The following is a 13,163-nucleotide window of genomic DNA, read 5'->3' on the forward strand; positions in this document are numbered from 1 at the left end:
GGGAATGCTGATCCGCCCCGCGACCAACGCCGACTGGCCCGCGATCTGGCCGTTCTTCCGCGACATCGTCGAGGCGGGCGAGACGTACGCGCTGCCGGCCGGGCTGTCGTCCGACGAGGCTGCGCCGCTCTGGTTCGCACCCGGGTTCACGGTGCTCGTGGCGGTCGACGACGCCCCGGTCGACGACGCCCCGGGTGCTGCGCCGCGCGTCCTGGGCTCCGCGAAGTACGGCCCCAACCGCGACGGCCGCGGCGCGCACGTCGCCACGGGGTCGTTCATGGTGGCGCCGGAGGCGGCCGGTCTCGGCGTCGGTCGGGCCCTCGGGGAGCACGTCGTCGACGCCGCGCGTCGGGACGGCTTCCGCAGCATGCAGTTCAACGCCGTCGTCGCGACGAACACCCGGGCCGTGGCTCTCTGGGAGAGCCTCGGGTTCGAGACGCTGGCCGTCGTGCCGGAGGCGTTCGAGCATCCTGCCGAGGGATTCGTCGGGCTGCACGTCATGTACCGGCGCCTCTGACGGTCGACCTGCTCCGCCGGCGCCGGGCGTCAGGCCGGCGTGACGGCGAGCTCCACGACGGCCCACGACAGGGCGGGCAGCGTCAGCCGGGCGGCGGAGCCGTCGACCGTCACGCCCTCGAGCGGCACGAGACCCACGGCATCCTGCGCGTCGACGGTGTTGGCCGTGTGGCGCGATCCGCCCTCGGGAACCTCGAGAAGCTCGGCGCGGAGCACGCGACCCGCGGCGAACCCGTTGAGCGCGAGCGACACGTCGGCGCTCTCCTCGAGCGAGCGGTTCGCGAGGAAGAAGGCGATGCGGCCGGTCTCCTCGTCGTAGGTGGCGCTGACGTCGACGAGGTCGGCGTCGCCGAAGCGCTCGGTGTCGATGCGGTCGGAGTCGACGCTGGTCCGCAGGATCTGCCCGGTCGCGAGGGCGGCCATGCGCGCGAACGGCCAGAAGATCGTCTGCTTCCAGGCTGGCCCGTTCTCCTCCGAGCGGATCGGGGCGATCACGTTGACGAGCTGCGCCTGGTTCGCGATCGACACGCGGTCGCCGTGGCGCAGGAGCGAGTTGAGCAGCGTTCCGACGACCACCGCGTCGGTGACGTTGTAGCTGTCCTCGATCAGACGGGGGTGCTCACGCCAGCCCTTCGACACGTTGTGCGGCTGGTCGTCGGTGTCGAGACCGGTCTGGTACCAGACGTTCCACTCGTCGAAGGAGAGGTTGATGTACTTCTTCGCCTTGCGCTTGGCGCGGACCGCGTCGGCCGTCGCGACGACGGACTCGATGAAGTAGTCCATGTCGACGGCGCTGGCGAGGAACGAGGCGGCGTCGCCGTCGTGCTCCTGGTAGTAGGCGTGCATCGACATGTAGTCGACCTCGTCGTAGGCGTGCGAGAGGACCGTGTGCTCCCAGGCGCCGAAGGTCGGCATGCCGGAGTTCGACGAGCCGACCGCGACGAGCTCGATCGACGGGTCGACGAACTTCATGGCCTTGGCGGCCTCCTGCGCGAGGCGGCCGTACTCGTCGGCCGTCTTGTGGCCGATCTGCCAGGGGCCGTCGAGTTCGTTGCCGAGGCACCAGAGCTTGATATCGAACGGGTCTTTGGCGCCGTTCGCGATGCGGCGGTCGGAGAGGGCCGTGCCGCCGGGGTGGTTGGCGTACTCGACGAGCTCGCGAGCGGCGTCGACGCCGCGCGTGCCGAGGTTGATCGCCTCCATGATCTCGACGCCGGCCTCCTTCGACCACTCGGCGAACTCGTGCAGGCCGAACGCGTTCGACTCGACGGTGTGCCAGGCGCCGTCGAGACGGCGGGGGCGGTCCTCGACGGGGCCGACGCCGTCCTCCCAGTTGTATCCCGAGACGAAGTTCCCGCCGGGGTAGCGGACGACCGTCGCGCCGAGCTCCTTGACGAGGGACAGGACGTCGCGGCGGAAGCCGCGCTCGTCGGCCTCGGGGTGCCCGGGCTCGTAGATGCCCGTGTAGACGCAGCGACCCATGTGCTCGACGAACGAGCCGAAGAGTCGCCGCGGCACCGGGCCGATGGTGAAATCGCGGTCGATGGTGATTCGTGCGCGGGACATGCATCTCCTTGAGTACATCGTTGTAACGGGCTGCGGACAGCGTAGCGCCTCGCGACGTCCGGCGTCACGGGTCACGTCTCACCGTCGGCGCGTGCTCGCCCGGGACACGATCTCGTGCGGGATGACGACGGCCCGCGGCGGCAGGCTCCGGTCGGCGATCCGGTCGGCCAGCAGATCGAGGGTCGCGACCGCGAAGGCGCGCTTGTCGAACGACACCGACGTGAGCGGAGGAGTGGCGTAGCGCGCCGCCGTCACGTCGTCGAAGCCGACCACTGAGAGGTCGTCGGGGACGCGGATCCCGCGCGATCCGAGCGCCGAGAGGACTCCCGCCGCCATCGTGTCGGTGAACGCGAAGACGGCGTCGAAGGTCACGCCGTCGTCGAGGGCCTTCAGGACGCTCTCGCCCGCCAGGCCGGGCACCCAGTCGAGGACGACCAGCTCCAGGCTCGGGTCGTTCGGCACCCCGGCCACGGACAGGGCCTGCCGGTAGCCGCGGATCCGCGACAGCGCCGTCGCCGTGGCGAACTCCGCGGCGGGGGCGCCGACCACGGCGATCCTGCGATGGCCGAGACCCAGCAGATGCGCGGTCATGTCGTGCGCGGCGGTGGTGCTGTCGAGGCCGACGCGGTCGACCAGATCCTGCTCGACCTCGCCGATGACGACGACCGGCGGGAGGTCGTCGGCGCCGACGATCGCGCTCGACTCGAGGTTGATCGGGTTGAGCACGAGGCCGTCCACGAGGTGCTCGCGGCCCTTCGAGAGGAGCTCGCCCTCCCGCTCCGGTCGCTTGCCCGTCTGCTCGAGCTGGATGCTCCAGCCTTTCTCGTGCGCGACCTCGACGAACTGGTCGAGCATCTCGGCGCTGTACTCGGTCGAGACGTCGGGGAAGGCGAGCGCGATGGCGCCGGTCCGCCCGTTGCGGAGGCCGCGTGCGCTCAGGTTGGGCACGTACTTCAGGTCGGCGATGGCGCTCTCGACCCGCGCCCGCGTCTCGGGCCGCACGAAGACGACGCCGTTGATGACGTTGGAGACCGTCTTCGGGGAGACTCCGGCGGCGACGGCCACATCTCTGACAGTTGCACGCATTCGCTCAGGCTAGCGCCCCGGAGAGGGTCGCCCGGCTCAGTTCGCCGAGGCCTGGGCCAGCACCTTCTGGATCCGCTGCAGCGACACCGACTCGGCCGGCCGGAGATCCTGGGCGAAGAGCGACAGGCGGAACTCCTCGAGCATCCACCGGGCCCGGACGAGGGGCGCAGGAGCCTCGGGGTCGGGCGGGAACGTGCCTCCGGCGTCGACGTACCGAGCCGTCGCCTGCTGCACCTCGACCATCCACGCCCGGTCGCGGGCGGGGTTCTCCACGAGCTTCGCGACGCGCCGCTGGATCCCGACGAGGTAGACCGGCACCCGCTGGAGCTGCTGGAGCCCCGTCGCCGACACGAAGCCGGGGGCGAGGAGCCGGTCGCGCTGCTCCCGCGCGTCGGAGAGGGCGGGGATGAGCGCCATGCTCGTCGCCTGCTTGAGCGCCCGGTCGGCGTCGCGCGCGGCGGTGAGGGTGCGGGCGACGAGCGAGACCGTCTGGAACATGGAGTCCATGACGGCCTGCGACACCCGGTCGCGGACCGTCTCGAACTCCTTCTTGGTGAACAGGAGCCCGTCGGGCTTCACGCGGTAGAGGACGTCGTCGACGACCGCCGCGAGGCAGTCCGCGAAGAGCGCCGCGGTGTTCTGGTACGGGCTGGTCGCGAGGATCAGCTTCTCGGGCGAGGTCAGGTGCTGCTGCACGTAGGCGACGGGGGAGGGGACCGCGAGCAGCAGGAGGCGGCGGACACCCCGCGGCGTCGCGAGCGCCTGATCGCGGGCGGTCGCCATCAGCCGGATCGACACGGAGGAGCCCTCGTCGACGAGCGCCGGGTAGGCCCGCACCGTCGTGTCGCCGTGGCGCGTGTCGAGGGTCTGCGGGAGGTCGTCGAAGTCCCACTTCGTGATGTCGGAGCGCTGGATCGTGGGCCCCTCGCTCTTCACCTCGGTGGCGCGCGCGACCGAGGTGCGCGTGTCGGCGGCGAGGGAGCGCTGCAGGGCGCCCAGGTCTTTGTCGAGTCCGACGACCCGGCTGTTCTCGTCGACGACGGCGAACGTCACCCGGAGGTGCGCGGGCACGCGGGAGACGTCGAAGTCGGCGGCGGTCACGGGCGTGTAGGTGAGCCGTCGGACGACCTCGGCGAGCGTCGCGGTGAACGGTTCCCGGGCATCCTGCGGGGGCTCGGGCGGGAGCTCGGCGGTGATCTTCGCGGCCCAGTCGGCGGCGGGGACGACGTTCTTCCGGATCTGCTTCGGGAGCGACTTGATCAGCGCCGTCACGAGCTCGTCGCGGAACGCGGGGACCTGCCAGTCGAACCGGAGCGGCTCGAGGCGGGCGAGAAGCGGGAGCGGCACGAGGACCGTCACGCCGTCGTCGTGGGAGCCGGGCTCGAAGCGGTACCGCAGCGTCAGCTGCTGGTCGCCCTGGCGCCAGGACGACGGGTAGGCGGCGTCGTCGACGTCGGGTTCGTCCTCGCCGAGGAGGTCTTCCGCCTTCATGGTCAGAAGGTCGGGGGTGTCGTGCCGGGCCTTCTTCCACCAGCCCTCGAACGACCGTGTGGACGAGACGTCGGCCGGCACCCGGCGGTGGTAGAACTCGAAGACCGCGTCGCCGTCGACGAGGATGTCGCGCCGGCGGGTCCGCTCCTCGATCTCGGTGAGCTCGTCGACGAGGGCCTCGTTGGCGCGCTGGAAGGCCTGCGAACTCTCCCAGTCGCCCTCGACGAGCGCGTGCCGGAGGAAGAGCTCGCGGGCGTAGACCGGGTCGATCCGGTTGAACTGCACGCGCTGGCGGGGGATGATCGGCACGCCGTAGAGGGTGACGCGCTCGAACGCGACGACGGCGCCCTGCTTCTTCTCCCAGTGCGGCTCGGAGTGGCTGCGCTTGACCAGGTCGCCGGCGATCGGGGCGGCCCAGGCGGGGTCGATGGCGCCGTTGACCCGGGCGAAGAGTCGGCTCGTCTCGACGAGTTCGGCGCTCATGATCGCGATCGGCTGCTTCTTCGCGAGGGCGCTGCCGGGGAAGATGACGAACCGCGACTGGCGGGCGCCGACGTAGTCCTTCTTCTGGAGGTCTTTCAGGCCGATCTGGCTGAGAAGGCCGGCCAGGAGCGACTTGTGCACGCCGTCGGGGTTGGTGCTGGGCGCACCGACATGGAGGCCCAGCGATTTCGACGCCCGGACGAGCTGCCGGTAGACGTCCTGCCACTCGCGGATGCGCAGGTAGTTGAGGAACTCCGATCGGCAGAGGCGCCGGAACGCGCTCGAGCCGAGCTCCTTCTGCTTCTCCTCGAGGTAGTTCCAGAGGTTCAGGAAGGTCAGGAAGTCGCCGGAGGGGTCGGTGAACCGGGCGTGCTGCTGGTCGGCCTGCGGACGGCGCTCGAGCGGCCGCTCCCGGGGGTCCTGGATGCTGAGGGCCGCGACGATGGCCATGACCTCGCGGGTCGTTCCGTGCTGCTTCGACTCGAGCACCATCCGGGCCAGCCGCGGGTCGATCGGAAGCCGGGTGATCTGGTGGCCGATGCGCGTGATGCCGCCGTTCGCGTCGACGGCGCTCAGCTCGCGGAGGAGGTCGAGGCCGTCCTTGATGCCGCGGGAGTCGGGCGGCTGGAGGAACGGGAACCGCGCGATGTCGCCGAGGCCGAGCGAGATCATCTGCAGGATGACGGCCGCGAGGTTGGTCCGCAGGATCTCCGGCTCGGTGAACTCGGGGCGCCGCGAGAAGTCCTGCTCCGAGTAGAGCCGGATCGCGATGCCGTCGCTCGTGCGCCCGGAGCGCCCCGACCGCTGGTTGGCGCTCGCCTGCGAGATCGCCTCGATCGGGAGTCGCTGCACCTTCGCCCGCGTGGAGTAGCGGCTGATGCGGGCGGATCCGGCGTCGACGACGTACCGGATGCCCGGGACGGTAAGGCTCGTCTCGGCGACGTTCGTGGCGAGGACGATGCGCCGCCGGATTCCCGGGGTCCGGGAGGACTCGAAGACGCGGTGCTGATCGGCGGCGCTCAGGCGCCCGTAGAGCGGCAGCACCTCGGTGAAGGGCAGGTTGCGACCGCGGATCGCCTCCTCGGCGTCGCGGATCTCGTTCTCGCCGGAGAGGAAGACGAGCACGTCGCCGTTCCCCTCGCGGGCGAGCTCGTCGAGGGCGTCGTTGATGCCCTGCAGCACGTCGCGGTCGTCGGAGCGGACCGACGAAGGTTCGTCGTCGAGGTCGTCGTCTCCGGCCGGGGCGTCGTCCTCCGCGACCAGCGGACGGTAGCGGATCTCGACGGGGTAGGTGCGTCCCGAGACCTCGATGATCGGGGCGCCGTCGAAGTGCTTCGAGAACGACTCCGGGTCGATGGTGGCGCTCGTGATGATGAGCTTCAGGTCGGGGCGCCGGGGGAGGAGCTGCTTGAAGTAGCCGATGAGGAAGTCGATGGTGAGGCTGCGCTCGTGCGCCTCGTCGATGATGATCGTGTCGTACTTCGTGAGCTCGCGGTCGAAGTGGATCTCGTTGAGCAGGATGCCGTCGGTCATCAGCTTGATCCGCGTGTCGGGCCCGACCTCGTCGGTGAAGCGCACCTGGTAGCCCACGAGGCCGCCGATCTCGCCGCCCAGCTCGTCGGCGATCCGCTCGGCGACGGTCCGCGCCGCGATGCGGCGGGGCTGGGTGTGGCCGATCATCTCGCGGCCGAGCTCCAGACAGATCTTCGGCAACTGCGTCGTCTTGCCGGAGCCGGTTGCCCCCGCCACGATGACCACCTGGTTGTCGCGGATCGCGGCCGCGATGTCGTCGCGGCGCTGGCTGACCGGCAGCTCCGGCGGGAAGGTGATCGTGGGATTCATGAGCCCTCGAGTCTACTTCCCGCAGGATGCCCGTCGGATCCTCGAGGAGGCTGGCTGATACATCGTATTCATGCAACACTCGATGCATGATGGTGTCAGAGCCGCGCATCGGGATCGACCGTACCGTCGCCCTCGTCGGGGGTGGGGCGCTGGCCGTGGGCGTGCTCCTCGGCTGGCGGCCACCGGGGCTCGTGCCGGGTCTCGGCCTGGTCGCGGGGCTGCTCTTCCCCCTGGGTCTCGCGGTCCTCGCCTTCGGGCTCCCCGGGAGGCCGGGAGCCTTCGGTCACTCGCGCGTCGTGCGAGCGAGCATCGGCGCGGCCGCGGCACTGACCGCTGTCGGCGTGCTCCTCGGGCTCAGCCTCACGTCCGTCGACTCGGCTCTCGCGGTGGGAACCCCGGCGACCGACGCTCTCTGGATGATCCTGAACGAGCTGCCGACCGTCCTCCTCGTCGTGGCCGCCGTGGCGGTGCGCCGGTCGGAGGGGGCGACGCGCGACGCCCAGCGGGGCCTGGCCGTGCTGGCCGTCGCGTCGGTCGCCGTGCAGCTCCTCGGCCTCGTGGTCGCCCTCCTCGGGAGCGCCCTGCCGAACGACGAGTTCCAGACCCTCGCCTCGCAGCTCTTCATCGTCTTCGACGTGCTCCAGGCGGTGACCCTCGCCGTCGGCCTCTGGTTCGCGTGGCCGTTCCTCGGCCCCCTCCTGCATCGCTTCGTCGCCTTCGTCACCCGGGTCCGCCGGGCTCACGTCGACTCGACCCCGTAGCGGTGCGGTCCGGGCCCGAGGGGGGTGTGGCCGGTCTCAGGATGCTTCCGTATGATTCGAGAATCACTCGTGCCCACCTCGATCAGGTGGAGCCGTCAACGGAGACGAAGAGGCCGTCAGATGAACGACAACCCGAACAGCCACCACTCGAGCGCATCCGTCGCGAGCATCCTCAAGGAATCGGCCGACCGATTCCCGGACGCCGTGGCCGTCGTCGTCGGGCCCAGCAAGACCACCTACCGGCAGCTCTGGGACGAGACCCGGGCCTACGCCGGAGCGCTGCGCGCCAAGGGTGTCACCGAGGGCAGCAAGGTGGCCATGCTGATCCCGAACGTCGCCGACTTCCCCCGCGTGTACTACGCGGTCCTCTCCCTCGGTGCCGTCGCGGTGCCGATCCACGCCCTGCTCAAGCAGCACGAGATCGAGTACGTGCTCCGCGACTCCGGCTCGACCATGCTGGTCTGCGCCGCCCCGCTCCTGGCGGAGGGCGCCGCCGGTGCCGGGCTCGCCGGCGTCGACGTCGTGACCGTCCTCGCTCCGGCCGACCTCGCCACCGGCTTCGACCGTCTCGAGGCGCTCGCCGAGGCGGCCGAGCCCCTCGACACCTACGTTCCGCGCGACGCCTTCGACACCGCGACGATCCTCTACACCTCGGGGACGACGGGCAAGCCCAAGGGCGCCGAGGGCTGCCACTTCTCCCTGCTCGAGCAGGTCAACGTGCTCCTGCTGAGCACGTTCCAGATGTCGGCCGGCGACAAGGTCCTCGGGGCGCTCCCGCTCTTCCACACCTTCGGTCAGACCTGCACGATGAACGTCGCGTTCCGCGCCGGTGCCACCGTGGTCATGGTGCCGAAGTTCGACGGCGACACCGCTCTCAAGGTCATGGTCGACGAGGGCTGCGACATCTTCATGGGCGTGCCGACCATGTACATGGCGCTCCTCGACGCGGCGACCCGCACCGAGGCGCGGCCGACCCTGAAGTACGCCATCTCCGGCGGAGCCTCGCTCCCGCTCGCCGTCATCGACCGGTTCCAGGAGGTCTACGGCGCCGAGATCCACGAGGGCTACGGCCTGACCGAGACCTCGCCCGTCGCCACCTTCAACCACGTCGGGCGCCCGACGCGTCCCGGCACCATCGGCACGCCGATCTGGGGCGTCGACGTCGAGATCGCCGACCCGTCGGTGGAGGACGCCATCGTCTTCATGCCCACCGGAGCCATCGGCGAACTCGTCGTCCGCGGCCACAACATCATGAACGGCTACCTGAACCGCCCGGAGGACACCGCGGCCGCCATCGTCGACGGCTGGTTCCGCACCGGCGACCTCGGCACGAAGAGCGACGACGGCTACATCACCATCGTCGACCGCACGAAGGACATGATCATCCGCAACGGCTACAACGTGTACCCGCGGCAGGTCGAGGAGGTCCTCGCCTCGCACCCGGACGTCACGATGGCCGCCGTCTTCGGCGTGCCCCACGAGATGCACGGGCAGGAGATCGAGGCGGCCGTGGTGCTGAAGCCGGGATCGACCGCGACGCCGGAGGAGCTGATCTCCTTCGTCAGCGACGAGATCGCCGCCTACAAGTACCCGCGGGTGGTCCACCTGGTGGAGTCGCTGCCCCTCGGTCCGAGCGGCAAGATCCTGAAGCGCGAGCTCGTCGCCCGCTTCGCGACCCAGCCGGCCTGACGCGCTGAGGGCCGTCCGAAACCGATCACGGCCTCGTGATGAAGCCCTTCTGCAGCATCCACTCGTAGGCGACGTCCGCGGGCTCCTGCCCCTGGACGTCGACCTTGAGGTTGAGCTGACGCATCACGGTGTCGGTGAGGTCGGGCGAGATCCGGTCGAAGACCTGCTTCAGCTGCGGATACTTCGTAAGCGTCGCGGTCGAGAAGACCGGCGCTGCGTTGTAGGCCGGGAAGAACGTCCTGTCGTCCTTCAGCACCGTCAGGTCGAGCGCGTCGATCCGGCCGTCGGTCGTGAACACCTCGCCGAAGTTGCAGGTGCCGCGGTCGGTGGCCGTGTAGACCGTGCCGGTGTCGAGGATGCTGACGTTCCTGGCCGGGACACCGTCGGGCCCCGAGGAGCCGAGTTTCAGGCCGTAGTGCGCGAGCATCGGCTTGAAGCCGTCGGCGCGGGAATTGAACTCCGCCTCGACGCAGAAGGTGCGCTCGGAGACGGGGAGCGACTTGATCTGCGAGAGCGACGTGATGCCGCCCAGCTTCGACACGGCCTCGGAGCGGACGGCCATGGCGTAGGTGTTGTTGAGGGGCGCGGGCGGGAGCCAGGTCAGGCCGTTCGCCGCGTCGGCGTCGCGGACCGCCTCGTACTGCTTCGTCTTGTCGGGGATCCCGGCCTTGTTGCCGAGGAAGGTCAGCCACGCGGTCCCGGTGTACTCGTAGGTGACGTCCGCGCCGCCGTCGATCATCAGCTGCCGGACGGCCACGCTGCCGGGCACGTTGGTCATGTCCGTGACCTGGAACCCGGCGGCCTGCGCCGCGAGGACGCCGATCTTCCCGAGGATGAGCTGCTCCGTGAAGTTCTTCGACGTCAAGGTGATCGCGGCGTCTTCGGGCAGTCCCGAGATCTTCTGGATCGACCCGGGCGCCACCGCCGGGACGAAGGCGGTCGCGGGCTGGAGGCCGCAGCCCGTGAGAGCGAGCCCCGAGGCCGCCAGGACGGCGACGAACGGGAGTCGGCGGTGACGGCGGGGGAGCGGAAAGCGGGTCATCGGAGGCCTTTCGGGCTGGCGGTGTGCTCGACGACGCGGCCCAGCCAGTCGATCAGGAGCGCCAGGAGCGCGATCAGGAGCGCGCCCGACACGAGGACGCGGGGGAGGAAGAGGTTGACGCCGGTCGTGATGAGGAGGCCGAGTCCGCCCGCGCCGATGAAGGTGGCGAGTGCGGCCGAGCCGACGAGCAGCACGAGCGCCGTGCGGATCCCGGAGAGCATGACGGGCACGGCGAGGGGCAGCTCGACGCGCAGGAGCACGGCGAACGACGACATGCCCATGCCGCGGCCGGCCTCGACGAGTCTCGGGTCGACGCTCTGGATCCCGATCATCGTGTTCCGCAGCACCGGCAGGATCGCGTAGGCGACGAGCGCCACGACGGCGGCCCAGAACGTGAAGCCGAGCCAGAACGCGAGCAGCACGATCAGACCGATGGCCGGCGCCGCCTGGCCGATGTTCGACAGGGCCAGGACGATCCCGCTCGCGCGGTTCAGCGGAGGCCGGGTGAGCAGGATGCCCAGCGGGATAGCGATGACCAGCACGATGACCGCCGACACGAACGTGAGGGCCAGGTGCTGCCCCGTGTACGCCAGGAGATCCGCCGGATTCAGCGTGGAGCGCTCCACGTCGGTGAGGTCGGCCGTCCTGAGCCAGACGACGAAGATCCCGAGGACGACGGCGATGGCGACCGGCTGCACCACGAGGCCGCGCCAGGTGGACGCCGCGCCGGTCCGCGTCGCGGTGACGACGTCGCTCACGCGGTACCACCCGCGCCGGCCGCCTCGGACTCGGGCCCGGAGTCGGCCCGCGCGCCCTGGGTGGCGGGCAGGACGTCGAGCGTGCCGGTATTGGTTCCGACCGGCTTGTACTCCGACTCCTTGGCGGCCCGACGGGAGCGGGTGATCGCCTCCATGACGACCTCGACCGTGATGACGCCGACGAAGCGTCCGCCGCGGCCCGTCACGAGCGCGGCTCCGGCGCTGGAGACGAGCATCGTGTCGAGCGCGTCGTTGAGGGTCGCCCCCTCGCCGACGACGGGCAGGTCGGCCTCCGCCTCGCGGGGCACCGTGTCGAGGCGCGAGAGCTGCCGGAGCGACGCCCAGCGGATCGGACGCTGCCGCTCGTCGAGGATCACCGCGTGGCCGTGGCCCGCCGCCTCGGCGCGGGCGAGCACCGCGGATCCTGCCTCGCCGGGCGTCGCCGTGACGGCGTCCTCGAGGGTGACGTCGCGGACGCGGTTGAGGGTGAGCTGCTTGAGGCCGGCGCCGGCGCCGATGAAGTTCTCGACGAACTCGTCGGCGGGCTCGGCGAGGATGCGCTCGGGGGTGTCGTACTGGACGATGCGGGCGCCCTCGGAGAAGACGACGATCCAGTCGCCCAGCTTCACGGCCTCGTCGAAGTCGTGGGTGACGATGACGATGGTCTTCTGCAGTTCGTGCTGGATGGTGATCAGTTCGTCCTGGAGGCGCTGCCGCGTGATCGGGTCGACGGCGCCGAACGGCTCGTCCATCAGGAGGACGGGCGGGTCGGCGGCGAGGGCGCGGGCCACGCCCACGCGCTGCTGCTGACCGCCGGAGAGCTCCTTCGGGTAGCGGTCGCGGTAGGTGTCCGGGTCGAGGTTGACGAGGTCGAGGAGCTCGTCGACGCGGGCCGCGATTCGGTCCTTGGACCAGCCGAGCATCTTCGGGACGACGGCGATGTTCTGCGCGACCGTCTGGTGGGGGAAGAGGCCGCCGGCCTGGATCACGTAGCCGATCTGGCGTCGGAGGGCGTCGCCGTCGATGCTCGTGACGTCGTCGTCGCCGAGGACGATGCGGCCCTCGGTCGGTTCGATGAGTCGGTTGATCATCTTGAGGGTCGTGGTCTTCCCGCAGCCGGAGGGGCCGACGAGCATGACGATCTTGCCGGCGGGGATCTCGAGCGTGATGCCGTCGACGGCGGGGGTCGCCTGCCCGGGGTAGCGCTTGGTGACCTGGTCGAGCAGGATGCTGCTGCCGGTGCCGATGGTCGGGGTGCTGTCAGTGGGAGACACGGATACCTCGCGAGATGGTCAGGCGGCCGAGGCCGACGAGAAGGAGATCGAGCAGGAAGGCCAGGACGACGACGCCCACGACCCCCACCACGACGGAGTTGAGGGAGTTCGCGCCGCCGAGGCGCGACAGACCCGAGAAGACGAACCCGCCGAGGCCGGGCCCGAGCCCGTACGCCGTGACGGCGGCGACGCCCATGACCATCTGGGCGGAGATCCGCACCCCGGTCAGGATGATCGGCCAGGCGAGGGGCAGCTCGACGCGGAGGAGGGTGCGCAGGCGGCTCATGCCGATGCCGCGCGCCGACTCGACGAGCGACGGGTCGACCTCCGTGAGGCCGACGACGGCGTTCCGCAGGATGGGGAGCGCGGCGAAGAAGGTCACGACGACGACCGACGGGGTCACCCCGAAGCCGAGCGGGGCGATCAGCAGGCCGATCAGAGCGAACGAGGGGATGGTGAGCCCGACGGCCGAGACGCCGTTCGCGATCGCGCTCGCCGTCCGGCTCCGGTAGACGAGGGCGGCGGTCCCGACCGCGAGGACGACGGCGAGCACGAGGCACTGCACCACCAGCGACAGGTGCTGCCAGGAGGCGAACCAGATCTGGTCCGATCGCTCTCCGACGAAGTTCCAGAACACGGCAGATTGCCCCTCAAA

The 13,163-nt window shown here is 70.4% G+C and carries 10 protein-coding genes; 3 read left to right on the top strand and 7 right to left on the bottom strand.

What is annotated here, in order from left to right:
* Positions 1-4 precede the first annotated feature (4 nt).
* Positions 5-517, top strand: a complete 513-nt coding sequence (locus AS850_RS03235) for a GNAT family N-acetyltransferase (protein ID WP_119867832.1) — start codon at positions 5-7, stop codon at positions 515-517.
* A gap of 29 nt (positions 518-546) precedes the next feature.
* Here AS850_RS03235 and arfA read toward each other — a convergent pair whose 3' ends face one another.
* The 3 genes from arfA to hrpA all read right to left on the bottom strand — a co-directional run bounded on the left by arfA (position 547) and on the right by hrpA (position 6,984).
* Positions 547-2,082 carry an arabinosylfuranosidase ArfA gene (gene arfA / locus AS850_RS03240; RefSeq protein WP_119867833.1) on the bottom strand — a complete coding sequence of 512 codons (1,536 nt, stop codon included), beginning with the start codon at positions 2,080-2,082 and terminating at the stop codon, positions 547-549.
* A gap of 78 nt (positions 2,083-2,160) precedes the next feature.
* A complete protein-coding gene (locus AS850_RS03245; RefSeq protein WP_119867834.1) occupies positions 2,161-3,168 on the bottom strand; it encodes a LacI family DNA-binding transcriptional regulator in 1,008 nt (335 codons plus the stop codon).
* A 36-nt stretch (positions 3,169-3,204) separates the two neighbouring features.
* Entirely contained in the window at positions 3,205-6,984 is a 3,780-nt protein-coding gene (gene hrpA, locus AS850_RS03250; RefSeq protein WP_119867835.1) for an ATP-dependent RNA helicase HrpA, read from the bottom strand.
* 86 nt (positions 6,985-7,070) lie between these two features.
* Here hrpA and AS850_RS03255 point away from each other — a divergent pair, with 86 nt between their 5' ends.
* Both AS850_RS03255 and AS850_RS03260 read left to right on the top strand, forming a co-directional pair.
* Complete coding sequence (locus AS850_RS03255; protein WP_119867836.1) at positions 7,071-7,745, top strand: hypothetical protein; 675 nt, start codon at positions 7,071-7,073, stop codon at positions 7,743-7,745.
* 120 nt (positions 7,746-7,865) lie between these two features.
* Positions 7,866-9,434 (top strand): long-chain-fatty-acid--CoA ligase, encoded by a 1,569-nt coding sequence (locus AS850_RS03260; RefSeq protein ID WP_119867837.1) that lies wholly within the window; start codon positions 7,866-7,868, stop codon positions 9,432-9,434.
* Positions 9,435-9,459: 25 nt separating this feature from the next.
* Here the strand turns inward: AS850_RS03260 and AS850_RS03265 are convergent, their stop codons facing one another.
* The 4 genes from AS850_RS03265 to AS850_RS03280 are packed head-to-tail and all read right to left on the bottom strand — an operon-like array spanning position 9,460 to position 13,145.
* Positions 9,460-10,476: a glycine betaine ABC transporter substrate-binding protein gene (locus tag AS850_RS03265; RefSeq protein ID WP_119867838.1), complete on the bottom strand. Its 1,017-nt coding sequence runs from the start codon at positions 10,474-10,476 to the stop codon at positions 9,460-9,462.
* Positions 10,473-11,234, bottom strand: coding sequence for an ABC transporter permease (locus tag AS850_RS03270; RefSeq protein ID WP_119867839.1), 762 nt, complete (start codon positions 11,232-11,234; stop codon positions 10,473-10,475). The genes AS850_RS03265 and AS850_RS03270 overlap by 4 nt, the downstream gene beginning before the upstream one ends.
* The gene (locus tag AS850_RS03275; protein WP_119867840.1) at positions 11,231-12,508 is read right to left on the bottom strand and encodes an ABC transporter ATP-binding protein; all 1,278 of its coding nucleotides are present in this window, start codon (positions 12,506-12,508) and stop codon (positions 11,231-11,233) included. The genes AS850_RS03270 and AS850_RS03275 overlap by 4 nt, the downstream gene beginning before the upstream one ends.
* Positions 12,495-13,145: an ABC transporter permease gene (locus tag AS850_RS03280; protein WP_119867841.1), complete on the bottom strand. Its 651-nt coding sequence runs from the start codon at positions 13,143-13,145 to the stop codon at positions 12,495-12,497. The genes AS850_RS03275 and AS850_RS03280 overlap by 14 nt, the downstream gene beginning before the upstream one ends.
* Positions 13,146-13,163: the final 18 nt, after the last annotated feature.

This window comes from Frondihabitans sp. 762G35, assembly GCF_002074055.1.
Taxonomy (GTDB): Bacteria; Actinomycetota; Actinomycetes; order Actinomycetales; family Microbacteriaceae; genus Frondihabitans.